The 22,840-nt window shown below is 57.6% G+C and carries 20 protein-coding genes; 10 read left to right on the top strand and 10 right to left on the bottom strand.

Features of this window, described 5'->3' with window-relative positions:
• Positions 1-86 precede the first annotated feature (86 nt).
• Complete coding sequence (locus tag ACMGG9_RS07445; protein ID WP_025302313.1) at positions 87-539, top strand: YccF domain-containing protein; 453 nt, start codon at positions 87-89, stop codon at positions 537-539.
• A 26-nt stretch (positions 540-565) separates the two neighbouring features.
• The gene (gene yccS, locus ACMGG9_RS07440) at positions 566-2,701 is read left to right on the top strand and encodes a YccS family putative transporter (RefSeq protein ID WP_042784133.1); all 2,136 of its coding nucleotides are present in this window, start codon (positions 566-568) and stop codon (positions 2,699-2,701) included.
• A 4-nt stretch (positions 2,702-2,705) separates the two neighbouring features.
• On the opposite strand, the gene ACMGG9_RS07435 is transcribed toward yccS, so the two are convergent.
• The gene (locus ACMGG9_RS07435; protein ID WP_033650692.1) at positions 2,706-3,362 is read right to left on the bottom strand and encodes a TfoX/Sxy family DNA transformation protein; all 657 of its coding nucleotides are present in this window, start codon (positions 3,360-3,362) and stop codon (positions 2,706-2,708) included.
• A 229-nt stretch (positions 3,363-3,591) separates the two neighbouring features.
• On the opposite strand from ACMGG9_RS07435, the gene sulA reads away from it, so the two are divergent.
• Together sulA and ompA are read left to right on the top strand one after the other, a co-directional pair.
• The gene (sulA, locus tag ACMGG9_RS07430; protein ID WP_033642592.1) at positions 3,592-4,098 is read left to right on the top strand and encodes an SOS-induced cell division inhibitor SulA; all 507 of its coding nucleotides are present in this window, start codon (positions 3,592-3,594) and stop codon (positions 4,096-4,098) included.
• A 357-nt stretch (positions 4,099-4,455) separates the two neighbouring features.
• Positions 4,456-5,535, top strand: coding sequence for a porin OmpA (gene ompA / locus ACMGG9_RS07425; RefSeq protein WP_033650775.1), 1,080 nt, complete (start codon positions 4,456-4,458; stop codon positions 5,533-5,535).
• 100 nt (positions 5,536-5,635) lie between these two features.
• Here ompA and matP read toward each other — a convergent pair whose 3' ends face one another.
• Positions 5,636-6,094 carry a macrodomain Ter protein MatP gene (gene matP, locus ACMGG9_RS07420; protein ID WP_033642591.1) on the bottom strand — a complete coding sequence of 153 codons (459 nt, stop codon included), beginning with the start codon at positions 6,092-6,094 and terminating at the stop codon, positions 5,636-5,638.
• Positions 6,095-6,304: 210 nt separating this feature from the next.
• Between matP and ACMGG9_RS07415 the strand changes: the two genes are divergently transcribed.
• The 4 genes from ACMGG9_RS07415 (at position 6,305) to fabF (ending at position 10,909) form a co-directional block, all read left to right on the top strand.
• The gene (locus ACMGG9_RS07415; RefSeq protein WP_414162012.1) at positions 6,305-8,053 is read left to right on the top strand and encodes an AAA family ATPase; all 1,749 of its coding nucleotides are present in this window, start codon (positions 6,305-6,307) and stop codon (positions 8,051-8,053) included.
• Positions 8,054-8,121: 68 nt separating this feature from the next.
• A complete protein-coding gene (fabA, locus tag ACMGG9_RS07410; protein WP_004928144.1) occupies positions 8,122-8,640 on the top strand; it encodes a bifunctional 3-hydroxydecanoyl-ACP dehydratase/trans-2-decenoyl-ACP isomerase in 519 nt (172 codons plus the stop codon).
• Between the two features lie 467 nt (positions 8,641-9,107).
• Positions 9,108-9,635 carry a winged helix-turn-helix transcriptional regulator gene (locus ACMGG9_RS07405; protein WP_033642590.1) on the top strand — a complete coding sequence of 176 codons (528 nt, stop codon included), beginning with the start codon at positions 9,108-9,110 and terminating at the stop codon, positions 9,633-9,635.
• The gene (gene fabF / locus ACMGG9_RS07400; protein WP_414162011.1) at positions 9,632-10,909 is read left to right on the top strand and encodes a beta-ketoacyl-ACP synthase II; all 1,278 of its coding nucleotides are present in this window, start codon (positions 9,632-9,634) and stop codon (positions 10,907-10,909) included. The genes ACMGG9_RS07405 and fabF overlap by 4 nt, the downstream gene beginning before the upstream one ends.
• A 64-nt stretch (positions 10,910-10,973) precedes the next feature.
• On the opposite strand, the gene rmf is transcribed toward fabF, so the two are convergent.
• The 6 genes from rmf to rlmKL form a co-directional block, all read right to left on the bottom strand.
• On the bottom strand, positions 10,974-11,144 hold the full coding sequence (gene rmf, locus ACMGG9_RS07395) for a ribosome modulation factor (RefSeq protein ID WP_004928150.1): 171 nt from the start codon (positions 11,142-11,144) through the stop codon (positions 10,974-10,976).
• 270 nt (positions 11,145-11,414) lie between these two features.
• Positions 11,415-11,975, bottom strand: coding sequence for a membrane integrity-associated transporter subunit PqiC (pqiC, locus tag ACMGG9_RS07390; protein WP_089194512.1), 561 nt, complete (start codon positions 11,973-11,975; stop codon positions 11,415-11,417).
• On the bottom strand, positions 11,972-13,618 hold the full coding sequence (pqiB, locus tag ACMGG9_RS07385) for an intermembrane transport protein PqiB (protein ID WP_033642587.1): 1,647 nt from the start codon (positions 13,616-13,618) through the stop codon (positions 11,972-11,974). The genes pqiC and pqiB overlap by 4 nt, the downstream gene beginning before the upstream one ends.
• On the bottom strand, positions 13,605-14,918 hold the full coding sequence (gene pqiA / locus ACMGG9_RS07380; RefSeq protein WP_369825817.1) for a membrane integrity-associated transporter subunit PqiA: 1,314 nt from the start codon (positions 14,916-14,918) through the stop codon (positions 13,605-13,607). The genes pqiB and pqiA overlap by 14 nt, the downstream gene beginning before the upstream one ends.
• Positions 14,919-14,994: 76 nt before the next feature.
• On the bottom strand, positions 14,995-16,899 hold the full coding sequence (locus ACMGG9_RS07375) for an ABC transporter ATP-binding protein (protein WP_046686785.1): 1,905 nt from the start codon (positions 16,897-16,899) through the stop codon (positions 14,995-14,997).
• A gap of 5 nt (positions 16,900-16,904) precedes the next feature.
• A complete protein-coding gene (rlmKL, locus tag ACMGG9_RS07370) occupies positions 16,905-19,031 on the bottom strand; it encodes a bifunctional 23S rRNA (guanine(2069)-N(7))-methyltransferase RlmK/23S rRNA (guanine(2445)-N(2))-methyltransferase RlmL (RefSeq protein WP_414162010.1) in 2,127 nt (708 codons plus the stop codon).
• 103 nt (positions 19,032-19,134) lie between these two features.
• Between rlmKL and ACMGG9_RS07365 the strand changes: the two genes are divergently transcribed.
• On the top strand, positions 19,135-20,238 hold the full coding sequence (locus ACMGG9_RS07365) for a YcbX family protein (RefSeq protein ID WP_414162009.1): 1,104 nt from the start codon (positions 19,135-19,137) through the stop codon (positions 20,236-20,238).
• A gap of 6 nt (positions 20,239-20,244) precedes the next feature.
• On the opposite strand, the gene ACMGG9_RS07360 is transcribed toward ACMGG9_RS07365, so the two are convergent.
• Complete coding sequence (locus ACMGG9_RS07360; RefSeq protein ID WP_004928171.1) at positions 20,245-20,793, bottom strand: cell division protein ZapC; 549 nt, start codon at positions 20,791-20,793, stop codon at positions 20,245-20,247.
• A gap of 176 nt (positions 20,794-20,969) precedes the next feature.
• Entirely contained in the window at positions 20,970-21,980 is a 1,011-nt protein-coding gene (pyrD, locus tag ACMGG9_RS07355; RefSeq protein WP_047024935.1) for a quinone-dependent dihydroorotate dehydrogenase, read from the bottom strand.
• Between the two features lie 258 nt (positions 21,981-22,238).
• Here pyrD and ssuE point away from each other — a divergent pair, with 258 nt between their 5' ends.
• Positions 22,239-22,817: an NADPH-dependent FMN reductase gene (gene ssuE / locus ACMGG9_RS07350; protein WP_043137622.1), complete on the top strand. Its 579-nt coding sequence runs from the start codon at positions 22,239-22,241 to the stop codon at positions 22,815-22,817.
• Positions 22,818-22,840: the final 23 nt, after the last annotated feature.

Genomic DNA, 22,840 nt, shown 5'->3' with positions numbered 1-22,840 from the left:
TAAAAAAAGGGTAGAATAGATTTTGCGTTTTTATCGTGAATACGCCCGCATCGCGGTTTGGCTATCATTAGAGCAGAATGACGTCTATGCGTACTGTACTGAATATTCTTAATTTTGTGTTGGGCGGTTTCTTCACCACGCTAGGCTGGCTTATTGCTACAGTGTTCAGCGTGCTGCTTGTCATCACACTGCCGCTTACCCGCTCCTGTTGGGAAATCACCAAGCTGTCGCTGGTGCCGTTCGGCAACGAAGCGATACACGTCGATGAACTGTATCCGGAAAAAAGCAATGCGCTGCTCTCCGCCGGCGGCTCGCTGCTCAACATTATCTGGCTGGTGCTGTTCGGCTGGTGGCTGTGTCTGTCACACATCGCCGCCGGTATCGTGCAATGCGTTTCAATCATCGGCATTCCGGTCGGCATCGCCAATTTCAAAATAGCCGCCATCGCGCTGTGGCCGGTGGGACGCCGCGTCGTCTCGGTAGAAATGGCTCAGCAAGCCCGTATTGAGAATGCTCGCCGCCACTATCAACAGCGTTAATTTTTTCTCCGTTTGAGGAGTTTTTCGTGCTCTCTTTTGCACCCGCAGTTCGTCGTTATACTTACAACAGCAACCTGCTGTATCACTTGCGCATCCTCATTGCGCTGATCGGCACCACCGCCGTTCCCTGGTGGCTCGGCATTCCCAAGCTGACTATCCCGTTAACGCTGGGCGTGGTGGCAGCCGCTCTGACTGATTTGGACGACCGCCTGGCCGGCAGATTACGCAATCTGCTGATCACGTTGGTATGCTTCTTTATTGCTTCCGCCTCGATTGAGCTGCTGTTTCCCTACCCTTGGTTGTTCGCGCTTGGCTTAACCACCTCGACCTGCGGTTTTATCCTGCTGGGCGCCTTGGGGCAACGTTACGCCACCATCGCCTTCGGTGCGCTGCTGATCGCGGTTTACACCATGCTCGGCACTTCCATGTACGATGCCTGGTATCAGCAACCGCTGCTGCTGGTGATCGGTGCATTGTGGTACAACCTGCTGACGCTGGCGGGCCACCTGTTGTTCCCGATCCGACCGCTGCAAGAAAACCTGGCGCGCTGTTACGATCAACTGGCCAATTATCTGGACGCCAAAGCCAACCTGTTCGATCCCGACGCCGAACGCGACGCCGATCTGCCGTGGATGGACGTCGCAATGGCCAACAGCGCGTTGGTCGCGTTACTCAACCAGACCAAAGCCTCGTTATTGACACGCCTGAAAGGCGATCGCGGCCAGCGCGGCACCCGTCGCACCTTGCACTACTATTTTGTCGCGCAGGATATCCACGAACGCGCCAGTTCTTCTCACGTTCAATACCCTGCGCTCAGCCGGCAATTCCGTCACAGCGACATTTTGTTCCGCTTCCAGCGTTTGCTGAGTATGCAGGCGCGCGCCTGCCGCCAGCTGGCGCAATCTATCCTGCTGCGGCAAAAGTACCAGCACAATCCGCGTTTTGAGCCGGCTTTCAGCCGCATTCAGGAAGCGTTGGCGCGCATCGCCGAAACCCAGGGCAATAGCGAACAGACCAAGGCGCTGGCGCATCTGCTGAAAAACCTGCATGCGATAGATGCGCAGTTGGCCAATATCGAGTCCGAGCAAACGCTGGCGAGCGGACAAGCGGAAGAGAACAGCCTGGCCGACGATCGCTTGACCGGTTGGAGCGACATCCGGCTGCGCATCAGCCGCCATTTAACGCCGCAGTCGGCCCTGTTCCGCCATGCGATCCGCATGTCGGCGGTGCTGTGCGTCGGTTACGCCTTTATCCAGTTCACCGGTATGCAGCACGGTTACTGGATCCTGCTGACCAGCCTGTTCGTCTGCCAACCGAACTACAACGCCACCCGCCGGCGCCTGGCACTGCGCATCATCGGCACTCTGGCAGGTATCCTGATCGGCCTGCCAATCCTCTATTTCGTGCCTTCCGTAGAAGGACAACTGGTGTTGATCGTCATCACCGGCGTCCTGTTCTTCGCTTTCCGCACCGTGCAATATGCCCACGCGACGATGTTCATCACGCTGCTGGTGTTGCTGTGCTTCAACCTGTTGGGTGAAGGATTCGAAGTGGCCGCCCCGCGCGTTTACGATACCTTGCTGGGATGCGCCATCGCCTGGGCGGCCGTCAGCTTCATCTGGCCAGACTGGAAGTTCCGCCAACTGCCGGCGGTGGTGGATAAAACGCTGAATGCCAACTGCCGCTATCTGGACGCCATTTTGGTGCAATATCATCAAGGTAAGGATAACGGCCTCGCTTACCGTATTGCACGACGAGATGCCCATAACAGCGATGCGGAACTGGCTTCGGTCATCTCCAACATGTCAGCCGATCCCAAGGCCGACAAAGCGCTGCAGGAAGCCGCCTTCCGCTTGCTCTGTCTGAATCACACGCTCCTGAGCTATATCTCCGCATTGGGGGCGCACCGCGAGCGGCTGAACACCCCGGCCACGCTCGATCTGCTCAATGACGCCGTGTGTTACGTGGACGGCGCCCTGCATCAGGAAGAACGGAACAGCCAGCGCATTGCGCAGGCGTTGGAACAGCTGGCGGAGCGCATCAGCAAAGCCGTTCCGGAACCTGAAAGCAAAGAGCAATTGGTCTTGCAGCAGGTGGGTTTGGTGCTCGAACTGCTGCCGGAGCTCACCGCGCTGCATGCCCAAATCAATAAGGCAGCCTAACTATTCAGGGCCCGTTCGATGGGCCCTGAATAACCGGCTCATGCCCATGGCGGCGCATCGCCATCGTATGATCGAACCAACGCACTAGCTCGCTGCGTAATTCGGCCGGCAACGCCGCCTGATGATAACCGGCTATCGCCCCGCCCAGCGACAGCAGCACTCGTAGCCCCAAATTAGTCTGCTGTTTCAATAAACGGAGATAGCTGCGTTTGGCGCCATGCAGCCGCAGGTCATAAGCGTTGCGAATGCCCGCTCGCCACAGCAGACGTTCCATATTGACGTCAATATTCGGCAATGCCTTCAGTCGGCCGTGATCGCCAGCCTTAAGCCGCTGCTCCCGGCGCGCCTCCCTGACAGCTTGCCAGGCCAGCCCCACCAGCTCGTTGCGTTCCCGCCACAGCGACTCGTCAACCCAGTAATAGCGCAAGGTAATGGGCACACCGCGTTTGGAATAGACCATATTGACCATTCCGCGGGCGCGAAAGGCGGGTTCCATGCTTGCCGTAGCCCGCAAATACAGCTCCCCCTCCGCTATCACCGCAAACATGACGCCCTCAGCCAGCAGACCGTAACCGCCGAACTGCGACCGAGTCGTGATGGCCCCCAATGCCGCAAAGCAATTTTTAGCCTGCGCGATTCTTCTCGTCGACATCCTTTTCATAGCGTTCCTCCTTTTTAGGTTCTGGCTGTATTATTTCTCTCATCAATGAAAAAAGTAACGTGAACAACTAATTAGAAAAATACGCACTATCCGTCCGCCTGCCAATCACAAAAACCGTCGGTACAAAAAATGATCGCAATTATGCGAGCCGCTACGAAAATTTGGGTTGATCTTATCCTAAATCAGGGATACTGTATAAACATACAGTAACACGACGGGCGGGAACTTTATGCGTACTCAATCACTCTACCAACCTCATTTCGGCCATGGCTCTTATACAACGCGCAATGTTGCGAAGAACACGGATGTCGGCAAAGAGAATGGCTTGATCAGTGAACTTGTTTACAACGAACGCCAGCCCGCAGTGGCTCAACTGCTGTTGCCCCTGCTGCAGCAACTGGGCAAGCAGTCTCGCTGGCTTCTGTGGCTCACGCCGCAGCAAAAATTAAGCAAACAGTGGCTGCAGCAATCCGGCCTGCCGGTGGATAAAGTGGTGCAATTGAGCCAGATCAGCCCGGTGAATACGGTTGAGGCAATGGAAAAAGCGCTGCAAACGGGGAATTACAGCGTGGTTCTCGGCTGGTTGCCCGAGCTAACGGAGGAGGATCGTCTAAAATTAAGACGTGCGGCAGAATTGGGTAACGCATACGGGTTTATCATGCGTCCACAACGTGACATTAGCCCGACTCACGGACAGTGTTCTACCCTAAAAATTCACTCTTCTTTGTATCATTAAGTAAATTTAGGATTTTTCCCATCATTTTCGCACCCCGTAAAGGGAACCTTTGCGGGATAAGGCAAAAAGCTAGTCCAGCCGCGGTTTGGCAAGGGAAAATGCCCTGTTGATCGCCGTTTTTTTGAGCTGAGAATGTTAGCAAATATGTACGATTCTGCGTTTTTTTTTAGAGCCTTATCACATCACACTTGTAACTTTCGCGCCACGTTGTAGACTTTACATCGCCAAGGTTGCTCTATAACGTCAGAAAAACTGGCGAGTAACAAACGAGGGCTTAAACCTTGGCGAAGGAATTTAACCAAGGGCTTAAAACAGCTTTAAAGCTCATTGCCTATTTGGATGATAACGAGGCGCAAAATGAAAAAGACAGCTATCGCATTAGCAGTGGCACTGGCAGGTTTCGCTACCGTAGCGCAAGCCGCTCCAAAAGATAACACCTGGTACACCGGTGCTAAACTGGGTTGGTCCCAGTACCATGACGTTGGCTTCTACGGCAACGGTTACCAGAACGGTATCGGCAACGGCCCAACCCACAAAGATCAGCTGGGTGCAGGCGCGTTCCTGGGCTACCAGGCAAACCAATACCTGGGCTTCGAACTGGGCTATGACTGGCTTGGCCGTATGCCTTACAAAGGCAGCGTGAACAACGGTGCTTTCAAAGCACAGGGCGTTCAACTGGCCGCTAAACTGAGCTACCCAATTGCTGACGATCTGGACATCTACACTCGTCTGGGTGGTATGGTATGGCGCGCAGACTCCAAAGCTAACTACGGCAACGGCACTCGCCTGAGCGACCACGACACCGGCGTTTCTCCGCTGGCTGCTGTTGGTGTTGAATACGCACTGACCAAAAACTGGGCTACCCGCCTGGACTACCAGTTCGTAAGCAACATCGGTGATGCAGGTACCGTTGGCGCGCGTCCAGACAACACCATGCTGAGCCTGGGCGTTTCTTACCGCTTCGGTCAGGATGACGTAGTTGCTCCAGTTGCTCCAGCTCCAGCTCCGGCCCCAGTTGTTGAAACCAAGCGTTTCACTCTGAAGTCTGACGTGCTGTTCAACTTCAACAAGTCTACTCTGAAAGCAGAAGGCCAGCAGGCTCTGGATCAGCTGTACACCCAACTGAGCTCCATGGATCCTAAAGACGGTTCCGTAGTGGTTCTGGGTTACACCGACGCCGTTGGTTCTGACCAGTACAACCAGAAACTGTCTGAAAAACGCGCACAGAGCGTTGTTGACTACCTGGTCTCCAAAGGCATCCCGTCAGACAAAATCTCTGCACGTGGTATGGGTGAAGCAGAGCCAGTTACTGGCAACACCTGTGGCTACAAATCTGGCCGCGCTACCAAAGCTCAGATCGCTTGCCTGGCACCAGATCGTCGCGTAGAGATCGAAGTTAAAGGTATCAAAGACGTTGTAACTCAGCCTCAGGGCTAAGTTTACTCGCCTAATAAAAAACCCCGCAATGCGGGGTTTTTTTTCGTCCTGTTTTTGTCAGAGCATTCAAGGCCTGGTGCAACGAGGCACGCTGCCCCGTTTACTTAGGTTCTTTGCCGAGAATCGCCTTCAGGTCTTCTTTCAACGACGACATCTGATTCGCATACTTCTCTTTGCGCTCAGCATCTTCGATAAGCTGCACGACGGTTTCCGACAGCGTCACGCCGCGACGACGCGCCAGGGCAGCCAAGCGTTGCCAAACCAAAAACTCCAGATCGATAGATTTTTTACGCGTATGCTGGTGTTCTGCGTTAAAATGACGTTTGCGGCGGGCGCGGATCGTTTGTTTCATCCGGTTATCCAGATCCGGATTCATATGAGCGGCAATCCATGCAAGTACCTTTACCGGCTCATTTTCCAGCTTCAGCAGCTCGTTAACCGCTTCCTGAGCAGCGCTGTTTTCAATGTAGCGGGTAATGAGTTCCCCTTCCCGGTGCTTCTTCACCAGGTACTTCCATTTCCAACCGCTCTCCAGATTTTCCAGTTGCTGATATTTCATCTTGAGCTCTTCAGTGACCGCGTAACTTCAAATAAGCATAACAGCTTTACGCCGAATTTCCCCGGCAATTAAGCCGTCTTTTAGACTGTTTTTTGCACAGTCATCGCGCGATGTCAAACTCCCTGATGCCAACTGGCACTCCACATGTATCAAGCTGCCGTTATTCTTGTATAATCGCCCTTTCCCTTTTTAACGATTGCATCTAACACTTTGACCAATAACCGACTTGAATGGCAATCTTTATTGCCGGACGTAACGCCTTATCAGGCGATATTTGATACCGCCGCTCAGTTGGCACCCGTGCCCTTTTCCGCCATTCAGCCTCGGCTGGAAAATGCCCTGACGCTATTTTGTCACCCCCAATCGCCACCGCGATTCATGCTGTTGAAAGCGCAAGAAACGCGAGAATACCTGGAACTGATCGCTAACGCCGTCAAACCACTGCTGCCGCAAAACACGGCATGCCGCGGCAGCCACTATGTCATTCAGGATGGCAAGGTCAGCGTAGAGCCTGCCAGCCATGGCGATGAACCTTTCGCTGCCGGCGGTGCTTGCGTGTTCCAAGAGTGGATTGAACCGGAGCAGCTGTTTGGTTGCGTGCGGATCCACAATGGCGACATCACTCTGCAGCCCGGCCTGGTGCACCAGGCCAACGGCGGTATTCTGATCCTGTCAGCCCGGGCGCTGCTGGCCCAGCCGTTGCTATGGCTGCGGTTGAAGCAAATGATCGGCCAGCGTCAGTTCCATTGGGTTTCGCCTGACGAAACCCGCCCGCTGCCGGTCGCTATTCCGCCGATGCCGCTGGATCTGCGGCTGATTGTAGTCGGCGACCGCCACGGCCTGGCCGATTTCCACGATATCGAGCCAGAACTGAGTGAACAAGCGGTCTATGGCGAATATGAAGACGATCTGCAACTGACTGAAGTTGATGATATGGCGCAGTGGTGCGGCTACGTCAACGGTGTGATCGCCGAGCGGCAGTTACCGATGTTGGCGGCCGATGCCTGGCTGCCGCTGATCGTTCAGGCGGTGCGTTATAGTGGCGATCAGGGCATCCTGCCATTCTCGCCGGTTTGGCTTGGGCAGCAGTTGTCCGAAGCTGCACTGTACGCCGAAGAAGACCGCATTACGGCCAAAGCGTTTGAAGCGGCATTGAATGCCCGCGAATGGCGTGAAAGCTATCTCGCCGAGCGTATGCAGGATGAGATCGAACTGGGTCAGATCCTGATCGAGACCGAGGGTGAAGTGGTTGGGCAAATCAACGGCCTGTCAGTCCTGGATTATCCCGGCCACCCACGCAGCTTCGGCGAACCGTCGCGCATCAGTTGCGTTGTGCATCTCGGCGACGGCGAATTTACCGACGTCGAACGCAAGGCCGAGCTGGGCGGCAACCTGCACGCTAAAGGTATGATGATCATGCAAGCGTTCGTGATCGCCGAACTGGACCTGGATCAGCAGCTGCCCTTCTCCGCCTCGATCGTCTTTGAACAATCTTACGGTGAAGTGGACGGCGACAGCGCCTCGCTGGCTGAACTGTGCGCCCTGATCAGCGCCCTGTCACAGCAGCCGATCACACAACAGATCGCCGTCACCGGCTCCGTTGACCAATTCGGCAACGTACAGCCGATAGGGGGCGTTAACGAAAAGGTCGAAGGTTTCTTCGAGGTTTGTTTACGCCGCGGCCTGACGGGCAAACAGGGCGTCATACTGCCCGTGACCAACGTGCGCCACCTGTGCCTGCGTCAGGATGTCGTTGACGCAGTGCGCGAGGGGCAATTCCACCTGTGGGCGGTAGAGAGCGCGGCGGAAGCCTTGCCTTTGCTCACCGGTTGCCTCTACTCTGACGAACAACAGCCGAATTTATTGGCGGCCATTCAGGAACGGATTGCGCAGGTGAGCCTGCAGGAACGCCGTCGTCCATGGCCGCTACGCTGGCTCAACTGGTTCAACCACGGCTGATCGGACTTGTTCAGCGTACACGTGTTAGCTAACCTGCGTCCTTCATTAAAATAAGGCTTACTGAGAACATGGTAGATAAACGCGATTCCTATACGAAAGAAGACCTCGAAGCATCCGGCCGCGGCGAGCTGTTCGGCGCCGGTGGCCCACCGTTGCCGGCGGGTAACATGTTGATGATGGACCGCGTGGTCAAAATGACCGAAGACGGCGGGACTCACAACAAAGGTTATGTGGAAGCGGAGCTGGATATTAATCCGGACCTATGGTTCTTCGGTTGCCACTTTATCGGCGATCCGGTCATGCCGGGCTGCCTGGGCCTGGATGCGATGTGGCAACTGGTCGGTTTCTACCTCGGCTGGCTGGGTGGCGAAGGCAAAGGCCGCGCGCTGGGCGTCGGTGAAGTCAAGTTCACCGGCCAGGTGCTGCCAACCGCGAAGAAGGTAACCTATCGTATTAACTTCAAACGCGTCATCACCCGCAAGCTGATCATGGGCGTCGCCGATGGCGAAGTGCTGGTTGACGGTGAAGTGATCTATACCGCCACCGATCTGAAAGTGGGCCTGTTCAAAGATACCACCGCGTTCTAATCACGCTGACGAGAAGGCGGCCACTGCCTTCTCTTCTAACGCTCTTCGCATGCTGTCATGTTCGACGTGATGGCATTTCTTTCTCTTATCCTTTCCCGGCCTTTCAAAGACTCCCGCCCCTCTTTTTAGCCGCCATTAGCATCATCTTATTATTCAGTTCTCATCAAAGAGGATTAGGGCCGATAGCGAAGATGCGCTATCGGGCGATATGAAATATCGCATCACGCTGGCATTGGCGCTGGGTGCTCCTTATTTCATCGCCCGACACCGAAATGCCTTACCCCACCGCTCTCTGCCCTATGCTTACCCGAAGCGGCCAAAGCAACAGGCAGCCTGAAAGGCGGCCTCCCTCAATACCCGCATCAGTGCGATAGCGGTTTTTTTGCATCCGGTTATTCTCTTGCCCCTCAAGATCCTCTAACATGACTAGCATAGTAACTACAATTATTGTACTTATTGAGGAAGGTATGCAAAAAACCCGCTTTAGCGACGCGCCTTGCCCCGTAGCGCGTGCATTGGATCGCGTGGGGGAATGGTGGAGCATCCTGATCCTTCGCGATGCTTTTCAGGGGCTGTCCCGGTTCGACGAATTCCAACAAAGTCTGGGGATGTCACCCACGCTACTGGCGCGTCGCCTGAAGGATTTGGTGGCCCACGGCATTCTGTATAAAGAACGTTATCAAACGCGGCCGGTGCGCTATCACTACCTGCTTACTGAGCGCGGCAACGATTTTCTCCCGGTGTTGGCGGCGCTCTCACAATGGGGCAACAATCATCTGACCGACGGGGACGTTAGCGCCCTGTTGGTCGACGGACGCAACGATCGGCCGATCCAAGTCCAATTGGTCAATCGTGATACCCAACAGCCGGTGCCGCCGCAGTTCATTACGCTGGCGCCAGGGCCGGCGGCAAGCGACGGCATACATCAACGCGCCGAACTGATGCGGCAGCGGCGCCTCGCCGACTTACCCGAATTTACCAAGGAGCCATCATGAGCAATCGTCGTATCGTCATTACCGGCATGGGCGCCGTTTCACCGCTAGGGTGCGGTGTTGAAGCCATCTGGCAACGTTTGTTAAAAGGAGAATCCGGCATTCGAGCGTTGCCTGACGAGATCGTTGCAGATTTACCGGTCAAGGTCGGAGGACAGGTCCCGGCGTTGGCGCAAGATGCTGAAGCGGGCTTCAACCCCGACGCCTCCGTCGCCCCCAAGGACCAAAAGAAAATGGACCGCTTTATCCTGTTTGCTATGGCGGCGGCGGACGAAGCCATTCGTCAGGCCGGCTGGATAGCCGATACGGACGAAAAACAAGAACGCACAGCCACCGTCATTGCCTCGGGTATTGGCGGTTTCCCGGCGATTGCCCAGGCGGTGCGCACAACCGACAGCCGCGGCGCCAAGCGGCTGTCGCCGTTCACCATCCCCTCATTCCTGGTCAATCTGGCGGCCGGCCACGTTTCAATCAAACACCACTTCAAGGGGCCGATTGGCGCGCCGGTCACCGCCTGTGCCGCCGGCGTGCAAGCCATTGGCGACGCAGTGCGTATGATCCGCAATGATGAAGCCGATATCGCCGTGTGCGGCGGTACCGAAGCCGCGATAGATACCGTCAGCCTGGGCGGGTTCGCCGCCGCGCGCGCCATGTCCACCGCTCCGGCCGAATTGGCGCACCAGGCCTCTCGGCCCTTCGACAGCGCCCGGGACGGATTTGTTATGGGGGAAGGCGCCGGCATGCTGGTCATTGAAACGCTGGAACACGCGCTGGCGCGCGGCGCCACCCCGCTCGCGGAAATCGTCGGCTATGGCACCAGCGCCGACGCCTACCATATGACATCCGGCGCTGAAGAAGGCAACGGCGCCTATCGGGCGATGAAAATCGCGTTGAAGCAGGCGAACGTCGTTCCCGAGGAGGTACAGCATTTAAATGCGCACGCGACGTCGACACCCGTAGGGGATTTGGGCGAAATCAACGCCATCAAACACCTGTTTGGCACGGCCGGGACTGTCGCCGTGACCTCAACAAAATCAGCGACCGGGCACCTGCTGGGCGCCGCCGGCGGGCTGGAAACCATCTTTACCGCCTTGGCTCTGCGCGATCAGATAGCCCCTGCCACGCTAAATCTGGATAACCCCGACCCGGCGGCGGCAGGTTTGCATCTGGTCGCAAAACAGGCGGAATCGATGAACATGACCTACGCCTTATCAAACGGCTTCGGCTTTGGCGGCGTGAATGCGAGTATTTTGTTGAAACGCTGGCGGGATGAATAAGCGCCTGAAACAAAAACCTCCGCCAGGGGGCGGAGGTTATTCCTTTTATTTGACAGGGAGCCGCTTAAGCGGTCACAGCCCTGTCTTCCATGGCTTCTCGCCAACCTCCCAGCCATTGAGACCGGGCGTCCACTGATGATTGGTAGGGACAATGTTCCCTGGAACGCCCTAAAATACCTGCCTGATACCCTCTCGAATGCGCCCTTTCCAGACGATCGCGTTTCTGTCTCTTCATGCCTCGTTTCCCTCATTTTGGTCTGGTGGAAAGAAAACAATGGCTGCTTTTTGCGCAGCCACGAGTAATCAATAGCGCTAAAAGAAGAGAAGATCAATGCGCAAAATTCACGCCAATGTCATATTTGTGAGCTACGCCCGAGGAAAATGCTAAGTGGCTGATCTGCAGAGGAAGGAGTTAACCAATTGAAATAAAATAGAAATCCCTGCCAGCGAGAAAAAACGACTTTTCACGCCGACAAGGATTAGACGATTTTAGACCAAATTATGACTAAATGCCGCCCATCTGTGCTGCGATAGCCTGGGCTTCCTGCTGCCACCCCTGCGCCAGCGTGCGCACCAGGGCATCATAGCCGTCTTCACCCTGTTTCAGCTCCAGGCTGAAAGGCCTTTTGATCAAACGCCCCTGGCGGTTCAGCACCCACTCGCCGCGAATGATCGCTTTCCCGTCAAAGCGGCCGTGGAAGCCGCTGATGGTCACGTTCAGCACATCCTGATCGCTGCTCATCGGCTGCGAAGAGACCACCCACCCCGGCAGCGCGCTGCTCAGGTTGGTGACCAGAGTTTGCTGCAGCTGCTGATCGAGCGGGCTGGCCCACAGGTTGTTCTGGGCTATCACATACTGCACGTCGTTGGTCTGATACACCACGCCGCTCTGCGCCAGATAATCCGCCACGCTCACGTGCTCCAGCCACAGCTGGCGCGTGGAGGCGCCGCTGCTGCCGGCCGCGGCCGGCGCGCCCAGCGCCGGCAACTGATAGTAAGTCTTCTGTGGCGAACTGCTGCAGGCGCTGAGCAACAGCGCCAGGGCTACCGGGATCCATTTCATCATTTCGTGGCCTTCTTCGGCTGAGGGTCATTGCTGCCGGCGGCTTCAAACACCAGCGCGTTGCTCTTCTCATTCAGGGTGCGCAACACCGGTTGCAGCTCACGCAAGACCTGATCGAGGCGCTGCATGTCGCCCACCATCTTGTTGTAAGCCGGTGAACCAGGCTGGAACCCTTTCATGCTGCGGTTCAGCTCCAGCAGCGTTTTCTGCATGTCCTGCGGCAGCGCCTGCATCTCTTTGCTGGCGATGATGTCGTTCAACGACTTCATGGTCTGCTGCGTCGACTTCATGGTTTTCTGGCTTTCCGCCAGCGTCTTGGTCGCTTCGCTGATCATCGGATTGATCGGCATCGAATTAATCTTATCCAACGTCTGCATCAGTTTCTGCTGGATCTGCGCCAGACCGCCGCTGGTGGTCGGCATCAGCGGATAACCGAACAGCTCGCGCGGCCCTTTCCACGGTTTTTCCTGCGGATAGAAGTCGAGATCGATGTATAGCGAACCGGTCAGCAGGTTGGCGGACTTCATCGAGGCGCGCATGCCGCGGGACTCCGCATCTTTCAAGTGCCCTTCAATATCGAAGTTGCCGCCCAGCTGTTTCTGGAAGCGATCCGGCTCGATGCGGATCAGCACCGGAATGCGGTAGTCGTTATCCAGACGCTGCGCCATGCCGTCTTTATAGAACGGCACCTGCGCCACCGTCCCCAGACGGATGCCGCGGAACTCGACCGGTGCGCCCGGCTGCAGGCCGCGTACCGAATCGGAGAAGAACAGCAGGTAGTCTTTATGCACGGTATACAGCGAATCCTGCGTGCTGCGCTGGTTGTCGAACAGCCGGTACTCCGCTTTCTCTTTCGCCTGTTCGCCGCGATCCCAGCCGTCCGGCACATCGAAGCTGACGCCGCCGCTGAACAGCGTGGTCAACGAGCCCATCTCCACCCGCATGCCCTGTGCCGACATGTCAAACGCCACGCCGCTGTCTTTCCAGAAGCGCACGTTGGTGGTGACCAACTGATCGTAAGGCGCAGTGATGAACAGCTGATAGCGCATGGCGCGCTCTTTAGGATCGAAGTAGCTGGTTTCCACCGACCCGACGCGATAGCCTCGGAACAGCACCGGATCGCCGGCGTTGAGCTGGCCTGACTTCTCGCTGTCCAGCACGATGCGCAACCCTTTGGCGTCCGGGGAAGCCAGCGGCGGCGCATCGAGCAGCTGATAGTTGTCTTTGCCGTCTTTGCCTTTGTTGCCCGGCTGCAGTTCGATATAGGCGCCGGAGAGCAGCGTGCCCAGCCCGGAGACGCCTTCACGGCCGATCTGCGGCTTCACCACCCAGAAGGCGGAATCCTGGCGCAGCAATTTCTCCATGCCGGAATTGAGACGCGCCTGCACCATCACCTTGCTCAGGTCATCGCTCAACGTGACGGTTTCCACCACGCCGACGTCAACGCTGCGGCTTTTGATTTTGGTTTTACCCGCTTCCAGCCCTTCCGCCGTCGTGGTCACCAGCGTCACCACCGGCCCCTGATGGCTGAAGTGGTAAAACAGGATCCAGGCGCCGATCAGCGCGGTCACGATGGGAATGATCCACACCGGCGACCAGCGTTTGATCTTCTCGACGTCCGCGACGCTATGATTATTTTCCGTCACCTTGCGGCTCCTTGTTTATTGTTTCACTTGCGCGATCCCAGGTCAGCCGGGGATCAAATGTCATGGCGGCGAACATGGTGAGGATCACCACCAGCGCGAACAGCACGGCGCCCGTCGCGGGATAAATGCTCATCAACTGCCCCATTCGCACCAACGCCGACAACACGGCGATCACAAACACGTCGATCATTGACCAACGACCAACGAATTCGACCACTTCATAAATCAGATGCATACGCTCGCTGTCGGCGCGCGGTTTCTTCCTGCCGTTCGCATCCCAGCACAGCCAACCGATCGCCAACATTTTCAGCGACGGCACCATGATACTGGCGATGAAAATCACCATCGCTACCGGATAAGAGCCGTCCCCCCACAGCAGGATCACCCCCGCCATGATGGTGGAATTCATCTTGTTACCCAGCGCCTCGGTCACCATGATGGGCATCAGGTTGGCCGGAATATACAGCATGACAGAGGTCACCAGCAGCGCCAGCGTCCACTGCAGGCTGTGGCGGCGACGCACGTAGCCCTTGGTGTGGCAGCGCGGGCAGCGCACCTGATCGGCCGGCAGGATCGCCGTGCAGCACGCGCAGGAGCGCACGCCCTGGCGCATGCCGGTGCGCCCCACCGTCAACGGGCGATTAAGTCGCGGCGCCGGTTCGATATCCTGCCACAGCCAGCGCCGATCCACGCACTGGAAAGCGCGCACCTGCAGCAGGCAAAACAGGCAGTAAGGCACGAAGCTGCTGCCGATGCCGATGTCGCCGTAGGCCATCAGCTTGACGAAACTGACCAGCACCCCGGCGAGGAAAATTTCCACCATGCACCAGGTCTTGAACTGGAACAGCACCCGGGCCATCCACTCTTTGAGGCCCAGCGGCAAGCGCACCCTGGCGCACAGCAGGATGATCGCCACCATGCAAAACGCCGGGATCAGCTGCACGAACACCATAAACAAGGTGGCCATGCTGGCGTAGTCTTCCGCCACCATGACTTCCGGGATTTGGATCAGCCGGATTTCGTTGCCGAGGCCGGCGACGCGCATGTTGATAAACGGGAAAATGTTGGCCAGCACCAGCATGAACAAGGCGCTGAGCGCATAACCGATCGGCCGCTTGCGCGGCTCGTCCCAGCGGGCGCTGAGCGTGGTTTTGCAGCGCGGGCATACCGCTTTGCTGCCATAGGCCAGCGGCGGCAGCGCCACCAGCATGTCGCACTGCGGGCACAGCATCAGGTTATCCTGCTGCGCCGCCGAGGGTGCGGAATGACTATGCTGCTGATGATTGTTGTGGGAACACACCATATTCCTCCTAAATAACGTTGCTCACCGGCACGTCGATACCGCCCGCAGCAGCGCGCGGGCGGTATCGCAACGGTCAGCCGTTTTTCATCGCTTCCAGCTCTTCCCAGCGGGCGAAGGCCTGCTCGAGCGCCTGCTCGGCGTTAGCCAACGCCGTCAGCACTTCTTGCGTTTCGCTGTGCGGCCGCGTGAAGAAGTCGGCATCGCTCATCTGCGCCTGCAGCGCTTCGATTTCCGCTTCCAGCTGTTCGAGCCGCTGCGGCAGCTGTTCCAGTTCGCGCAGCAGGTTGTAACTCAGCTTGGCCGCCGCTTTCTTCGGCTGTTCGGCCTTTTTCTCCGCCGCCGGTTTGCTCGCGCTCGGCGCCGCCTGACGAATCGGTTTCGCTGTCGCGCGCTGGTGATGCGCATCGTAGTAACCGCCGACGAAGGCGTTGATCACGCCATTGCCTTCGAAGATCCAGCACTCGGTCACCGAGTTGTCGACGAACTGACGATCGTGACTGACCAGCAACACGGTGCCCTGATAGCCGTCGATCAGCTCTTCCAGCAGCTCCAGCGTTTCGACGTCGAGATCGTTGGTTGGTTCATCGAGGATCAGCAGATTGCTCGGTTTCAGAAACAGCTTAGCCAACAGCAAGCGGTTACGCTCACCGCCCGACAGCGCCTTCACCGGCGTCATCGCGCGTTTCGGGTGGAACAGGAAGTCCTGCAGGTAGCCCAGCACGTGGCGAGGACGGCCATTGACCATCACTTCCTGCTTGCCTTCCGCCAGGTTGTCCATCACCGTGCGCTCCGGATCGAGATCGGCGCGATGCTGGTCGAAATAGGCCACTTCCAGCTTGGTGCCGCAGTGCACGCGGCCGCTGTCGGCTTTCAGCTGACCGAGCATCAGTTTCAGCAGCGTGGTTTTGCCGCAGCCGTTCGGCCCCACCAGCGCAATCTTGTCGCCGCGCTGCACCTGGGCGGAGAAACCGCGCACCAGCACCTTTTCGCCAACCTGATAATTGACGTCTTCCAGCTCGAATACGATTTTGCCGGAGCGGGTCGCCTCTTCCACCTGCATCTTGGCGGTGCCCATCACTTCACGGCGCTCTGAACGCTCGACGCGCAGCGCCTTCAGCGCGCGCACGCGGCCCTCGTTGCGGGTGCGGCGCGCCTTGATGCCCTGACGGATCCAGACCTCTTCCTGCGCCAGCTTGCGGTCGAACTCGGCGTTTTGCAGCTCTTCCACCCGCAGCGCTTCTTCTTTGCTCTGCAGGTACAGATCGTAGTTACCCGGCCAGGAAACCAGCTTGCCGCGATCCAGATCGACGATGCGCGTCGCCATGTTGCGGATAAACGAACGGTCGTGCGAGATGAAGACGATGCTACCGTCGAACTCTTTCAGGAAACCTTCCAGCCAGTCGATGGTTTCGATATCCAGGTGGTTGGTCGGTTCGTCGAGCAACAACACGCGCGGCGAGCTCACCAACGCGCGGCCCAGCGCCGCTTTGCGCAGCCAGCCGCCGGACAGCGAGGAAAGCTCTGCGTCGCCGTTCAGCCCCAGCTGCAGCAGCACTTCGCTGATGCGGCTGTCGAGCTGCCACAGCCCCTGGTGATCGAGGATCTCCATGATTTGCGCCATGCGCGCCAGGTTTTTCTCGCTCGGGTCGCTTTCCACCAGGTGGGAGATCGCGTGATACGCCTTCAGGTGTTCCGCCTGCTCCGCGACGCCTTCCGCCACGAAATCGAACACGCTGCCGCCGATATTGCGCGGCGGATCCTGTTGCAGACGCGCCACGATCAGATCCTGTTCGTAGATCACCCGGCCGTCGTCCAGCGGGATCTCTTTGCCGAGGATTTTCAGCAGCGTGGATTTGCCGGCGCCGTTGCGCCCGACCAGACACACGCGCTCGTTGTCTTCGATATGAATTTCGGTGTTGTCTAACAATGGCGCATCGCTGAAAGAGAGCCAGGCGCCGGACATGCTGATTAACGACATAGTAATTATTTTCCTTCGCCGGCGTGAGTCACCAGCCAGCAGTTGTGGATCTGACGGTTACGGGCAAAATCCTGCGACAGCGTCTTGGCGGTGATCTCTTTCGCCTCCAGGCCCAGCGCACTCAGCCCTGCCATATCCATTTGGAAACCGCGCTTGTTGTTCGAGAACATGATGGTCCCGTTGCGGCGCAGCAACCGTTTCAAATCTTTCATCAGCGCCAGGTGATCGCGCTGCACGTCAAAGGTGTTCTCCATCCGCTTGGAGTTGGAGAACGTCGGCGGATCGATGAAGATCACGTCGAACTGTTCATTGGCATTGCTCAGCCACGACAGGCAGTCGGCCTGGATCAGCCGATGCTGGCGGCCGGTCAGGCCGTTGGCGCGCAGGTTCTTCTCCGCCCATTCCAGGTAGGTGCGCGACATGTCCACCGTGGTGGTGCTGCGCGCGCCGCCCAGCCCGGCATGCACGCTGGCGGTGCCGGTATAGGCGAACAGGTTGAGGAAGTCCTTGCCGCCGCTCATCTCGCCCAGCATACGGCGCGCAATGCGGTGATCGAGGAACAGGCCGGTATCGAGATAGTCGGTCAGGTTGACCCACAGCTTGGCGTTATACTCTTCCACCAGCAAGAACTCGCCCTTCTGCGCCAGTTTCTCGTACTGGTTTTTGCCCTTCTGCCGCTCGCGGGTTTTCAGGATCAGCTGATTCGACGGCAATTCCAGCACCGCCAGCGTCGCGTTGATCACATCGAACAGGCGCTGACGCGCCTTCTGCGCATCGACGGTTTTCGGCGGCGCATACTCCTGCACCACCACCTTGCTGCCGTAACGGTCCACCGCGACGTTGTATTCTGGCAGATCGGCATCGTACAGGCGGTAGCATTCGATGCCTTGTTGCTTCGCCCACTTGTCGAGCTTCTTCAAATTCTTGCGCAGACGGTTGGCGAAATCTTCCGCCACCTGCACGCCGCCGGTAGCATTGCCGGCCGGGCTTGCCGCCAGCTGATAGTTTTTCTGCACGCACTCCAGCGGGCCGTTCTTCGCCTTAAACTGGCGCTCGGCGCGCAGCTGCAGGCAGCTCAACAGCTCCGGCGAGGCGCTGAACAGCGAAAGCTGCCAACCGCCAAAGGCGCTTTTCATCACGCGGCCCAGCATGTTGTGCAGCGCGATCAGCGCCGGTTCGCTTTCCAGACGCTCGCCGTACGGCGGGTTGCTGATCACCGTGCCGTGCGGGCCTTCCGGCAGCGGGTTGGTCAAGCGCGCGACGTCGCCGACGTTGAAGGTGATCAGCTCGGCGACGCCGGCGCGGCGGGCGTTGCCGCGCGCCATCTCAATCACCCGGCGATCGATATCGGAACCGAAGAAGCGAGAGGTAGTTTCCTGCAGGCCGCGACGCGCGCGCACCTGCGCTTCGGTGGTGACTTCACGCCACAGTTCGGCGTTGTGACCATTCCAGGCGCTGAAGCCCCAGTGTTGACGGTGCAGGCCCGGCGCGCGATCGGCGGCGATCATCGCCGCTTCGATCAACAGCGTGCCGGAGCCGCACATCGGATCGAGCATCGGCGTGCCCGGCTGCCAGCCGGAACGCAACACGATGGCGGCCGCCAGGTTTTCCTTCAACGGCGCCTGGCCGGTGAGATCGCGGTAGCCGCGCTGGTGCAGGCCTTCGCCGCTCAGATCGAGCGCCACGCTGGCCATATCGCGTTGCAGGAAGACGTTAACGCGAATGTCCGGCTGCTGTTTGGCAACCGTCGGGCGTTGGTCGAGCTTATGGGTGAAGCTGTCAACGATGGCGTCTTTCACCTTCAGCGCGCCATACTGGCTGTTGCGGATCTCTTCGTTCACGCCGCTGAAATGCACGGCGAAGGTTTTATCCACGCCAAAAATGCTCGGCCAGTCAATCGCCTGCACGCCGAGGTACAGATCCAGGTCGCTGTGCACGCGGAATTCGTTCAGCGGCAACAAAATGCGCGAAGCCAGGCGGCTCCACAGCAGGCTTTGGTACAGAAGACGATCGTCACCCTGAAAATGTACCCCGCCCTGCACCACTTTGCAGTCGTGAGCGCCAAGCGTTTCCAGCTCGCTTTTTAACAGTTCTTCCAATCCACGCGCCGTGCTGGCAAACAGAGAGTTCATATCGTACTTATCACCAAAAAGAAAATTGTTGCGCATTATAGCTAATCCGCACCGCTTGTCATAAAGTTGCTCCCTTCTATTTAATCATCGCACGGAGATAAGGGTGATCACGCTTTCCAGACTCTACGTCCATCCGGTTAAATCACTGCGCGGCTTGCAGCTTTCCTACGCCCAGGTCGGCAGCAGCGGTCTGGCCTTTGACCGCAACTTTATGATCACCGAACCGGACGGCACCTTTATTACCGCGCGCCAATATCCGCAGATGGTGTTGTTCACGCCGGCGCTGTTGCCGGACGGGCTGTTTCTGACCGCGCCGGACGGTGAAAGCGCCGCCATTCGCTTCAGCGACTTCGCGGCCACGCCGCAGCCGACCGAGGTGTGGGGCAACCATTTCACCGCGCTGATCGCGCCGGATGAGATCAACCGCTGGCTGAGCGGCTATTTCCAGCGCGACGTGCAGCTGCGCTGGCTGGGGCCGGAGCTGACCCGCCGGGTCAAGAAACACCCTGAAATCCCGCTGACGTTTGCCGACGGCTACCCTTATCTGCTGATTAACCAAGCCTCGTTCAACGACCTGCAGCAGCGTTGCCCCGGCAGCATCAAGCTGGAACAGTTCCGCCCCAATCTGGTGGTGAGCGGCGCTACCGCCTGGGCTGAAGACGGCTGGCAGGTGATCCGCGTCGGCGACGTGATGTTCGATCTGGTGAAACCCTGCAGCCGCTGCGTGCTCACCACCGTCAGCACCGAGCGTGGCCGCAAGCACCCGAGCGGCGAACCGCTCAGCACGCTGCAAAAATTCCGCTCCGCCGACAACGGCGACATCGATTTCGGCCAGAATATGATCGCGCGCAACAGCGGCGTCATTCGCGTGGGCGATACGGTGGAAGTCTTGTCAACCAAGCCGCCGCGCCCTTATGGCGCAGGTAAAGTGGTGGAGAGCGTGCAGGCGCCGCAGGACAGCGCGCACAGCGTCACGATCGAATATGAAGGAAAGGTATTTACCGGCAATAACCAGCAGATCCTGCTCGAACAACTGGAACAGCAAGGCATTCGCGTGCCTTACTCGTGCCGCGCCGGGATTTGCGGCAGCTGCCGCATTACATTGCTGAGCGGTGAAGTCGCGCCCCTGAAGAAAAGCGCGCTGGGCGGCAACGGCACCATCCTGTGCTGCAGCTGCATCCCGAAAACTGATTTGACGTTGGCGTAATCCGCCTTATACCGCCCTGTCGTAAGCCGGGGCGGCGCTTTCATCCTGCGCGCAAGGTTTCAGCCGATCGTGCATCACCTTGATGGCGTCACCCAAGACCATGGTGCGGCCGGCGACCGTCAGCTGATTTTGCGCCAGCAGGCACAGGCTGGCGTTATCCCCGGCCTCCACCACCAGCAGGCGCGCTTCCGCGCCGCTTTCCATCACTTTCACCGCCGCCAGCTCGCCGTTTTTCGGCTGCAACGGGTAGTGCTGCTGCGAGAAATGCCAGCTCTTCGGCATCAGCGGTTTCAGGAAGCGGTAGGCGACCAGCGCATTCAACACCAGCTCGGCGCGCTGTTCATGGCTCAGCTTGACCTGCTTGCACTGTTCTTCATAGGTGAAATAAAGGGCGGCGTCATCCACGCAAAAAGCGCATTCATCGAAGGCGTCCGGCGTTAACATTTTGGCCGGGAAACGTGAACGAAAGATCATACCATTAGCTAAATCCAGCATTAGCCGATCGTGTTCGGCATCAAAATACCAACGCCAATTATCGTCAGGTTTTATCTTCATTTCGTATCCTTCTCGCTGCCCATGCCAACGCCGCACTCACCCTAAAAGGCGATTTTATCACCGATGAAATAGCTTAAACATCGGATAATTCCGCGAACGATATTTAAGCTAACGAACAAAATATAGACGAGCCGGGGGCAGAAATAAACCCCCGGAATAAAATGAGAGGAAAAATATTAGATATGGGTAACGATATCTTTAATCAAACGCGGGCCGTGATAGATAAATCCGGAATAAATTTGCAGCAGGCTCGCGCCGGCCTCCATTTTTTCGCGCGCCGCCGTCAGCGAATCGATGCCGCCTACGCCGATAATCGGCAGACGCCCTTGCAGTTCGGTGGAGAGACGACGGATCACTTCGGTGCTGCGTGATTGCAACGGACGCCCACTTAACCCGCCCGCTTGTTCGCAGTAATTCAGCCCTTGGATCAATTTTCGATCCAACGTGGTATTGGTGGCGATCACGCCATCGATATTATGCCGCACCAGGCTATCGGCAATTTGGATCAATTCTTCTTCAGAAAGATCCGGCGCGATCTTTACCGCTATCGGCACATATTTGTGATGGCGCGCATGTAATTCCTGCTGCTTATTTTTAATCGCAGCCAAAAGATCGTCCAACGCTTCGCCATACTGTAAGGATCGTAACCCCGGCGTATTCGGTGAAGAGATGTTAATCGCGATATATCCGGCATACGGATAAACTTTATCCATGCAGATCAAATAATCGTCTTTGCCCTGCTCGACCGGCGTGTCTTTATTCTTGCCGATATTGATCCCAAGAATGCCGCCGAAATGGGATTTCTTAACGTTTTCAACCAGATTGTCCACGCCATGGTTATTGAACCCCATGCGGTTAATCAGGCCTTCCGCCTCAACCACGCGGAACAAGCGCGGCTTGTCGTTGCCCGGTTGCGGACGCGGCGTCACGGTGCCGACTTCCACATGGCCGAAGCCCATCGCGCCGAACGCATCGATGCATTCGCCGTTTTTATCCAGACCGGCGGCCAATCCCAGCGGGTTTTTAAACGACAGCCCCATGCAGCTGACCGGTTTGGTCGGCACGGACTGACGGACAAGAAACGCTAATGGGGTGCCGGTAATACGGCTGAGCTGACGAAAGGTCACTTCGTGCGCGCGCTCCGGATCGAGCTGGAACAACGCTTTCCTGATGAGGGGGTAGTACATGGACTCTCCTGATTTCCCGGTTGCAAACCGGGGGCGTATTATCCGGTATCCCCCGCCTAATTGGAATTGATTAAAGGCAAAAAAAGCCGTTTTTACGCAATCGTTTTCCCTCTTCATCGCCAAATCGGCGCCAATCCGCTTTTACGCATATCCAAATCAAAAAATGAGATTTAAAAAACGCGCCCGGTTGCTGGTAGGTTTAAAACACTTCCCATTAATTTTCTAATTAAACCTAACTTTTAGTTATAAGGAGTGGCAATGCGCGTTATATCACTGGCCGGTAGCCCACGCATCCCATCACGTTCCGCCGCGCTGCTCTCGCTGAGTCAGAACTGGCTGCGGCAACAAGGGGTGGAGGTGACGGCCTATACCCTGCACGACTTCGATGCCGAAGATCTGCTGTACGCCAACTTCAACAGTCCGGCGATCAAGGCATTTGCCGAGCAGCTGGCGCAGGCCGACGGCCTGCTGATTTCCACACCGGTTTATAAAGCGTCGTTCTCCGGCGCGCTGAAAACCCTGCTGGACCTGCTGCCGGAACGCGCGCTGGACCATAAAGTGGTGCTGCCGCTGGCGACCGGCGGTTCTGTCGGTCACATGCTGGCGGTGGACTATGCGCTGAAACCGGTGCTGGCGGCGCTCAAAGCGCAAGAGGTGCTGCACGGCGTGTTCGCCGACGACAGTCAGATCCAGCTGACCGGCGAAAGCGCCACGCTCACCGACGCCGTGGCCGCCCGGTTGGAAGAAGCGCTCGCCAGTTTCTATCTGGCGCTTGGGCGCCGCAAACCGCCCGCGCTGCGCGTCGCCTCGCCGCTGACGGCGCGTCAAACCGCCTGAAATGCCTGGAAAAGGAGAGCCTG

The organism is Serratia sp. BNK-10, assembly GCF_047456065.1.
Lineage (GTDB): Bacteria > Pseudomonadota > Gammaproteobacteria > Enterobacterales > Enterobacteriaceae > Serratia > Serratia ureilytica.
Note: the sequence above shows the minus strand (reverse complement) of the source record. Positions and strands in the feature narration are given on the sequence as shown.

What these genes read in the sequence shown, in the direction of transcription:
- ACMGG9_RS07445 (WP_025302313.1), top strand. Translation starts at nt 87, where the DNA reads ATGCGTACTGTACTGAATATTCTTAATTTTGTGTTGGGCGGTTTCTTC.
- ACMGG9_RS07435 (WP_033650692.1), bottom strand. Translation starts at nt 3,362, where the DNA reads ATGAAAAGGATGTCGACGAGAAGAATCGCGCAGGCTAAAAATTGCTTT.
- sulA (WP_033642592.1), top strand. Translation starts at nt 3,592, where the DNA reads ATGCGTACTCAATCACTCTACCAACCTCATTTCGGCCATGGCTCTTAT.
- ompA (WP_033650775.1), top strand. Translation starts at nt 4,456, where the DNA reads ATGAAAAAGACAGCTATCGCATTAGCAGTGGCACTGGCAGGTTTCGCT.
- matP (WP_033642591.1), bottom strand. Translation starts at nt 6,094, where the DNA reads ATGAAATATCAGCAACTGGAAAATCTGGAGAGCGGTTGGAAATGGAAG.
- fabA (WP_004928144.1), top strand. Translation starts at nt 8,122, where the DNA reads ATGGTAGATAAACGCGATTCCTATACGAAAGAAGACCTCGAAGCATCC.
- ACMGG9_RS07405 (WP_033642590.1), top strand. Translation starts at nt 9,108, where the DNA reads ATGCAAAAAACCCGCTTTAGCGACGCGCCTTGCCCCGTAGCGCGTGCA.
- fabF (WP_414162011.1), top strand. Translation starts at nt 9,632, where the DNA reads ATGAGCAATCGTCGTATCGTCATTACCGGCATGGGCGCCGTTTCACCG.
- rmf (WP_004928150.1), bottom strand. Translation starts at nt 11,144, where the DNA reads ATGAAGAGACAGAAACGCGATCGTCTGGAAAGGGCGCATTCGAGAGGG.
- pqiC (WP_089194512.1), bottom strand. Translation starts at nt 11,975, where the DNA reads ATGATGAAATGGATCCCGGTAGCCCTGGCGCTGTTGCTCAGCGCCTGC.
- ACMGG9_RS07375 (WP_046686785.1), bottom strand. Translation starts at nt 16,899, where the DNA reads ATGTCGTTAATCAGCATGTCCGGCGCCTGGCTCTCTTTCAGCGATGCG.
- rlmKL (WP_414162010.1), bottom strand. Translation starts at nt 19,031, where the DNA reads ATGAACTCTCTGTTTGCCAGCACGGCGCGTGGATTGGAAGAACTGTTA.
- ACMGG9_RS07360 (WP_004928171.1), bottom strand. Translation starts at nt 20,793, where the DNA reads ATGAAGATAAAACCTGACGATAATTGGCGTTGGTATTTTGATGCCGAA.
- pyrD (WP_047024935.1), bottom strand. Translation starts at nt 21,980, where the DNA reads ATGTACTACCCCCTCATCAGGAAAGCGTTGTTCCAGCTCGATCCGGAG.
- ssuE (WP_043137622.1), top strand. Translation starts at nt 22,239, where the DNA reads ATGCGCGTTATATCACTGGCCGGTAGCCCACGCATCCCATCACGTTCC.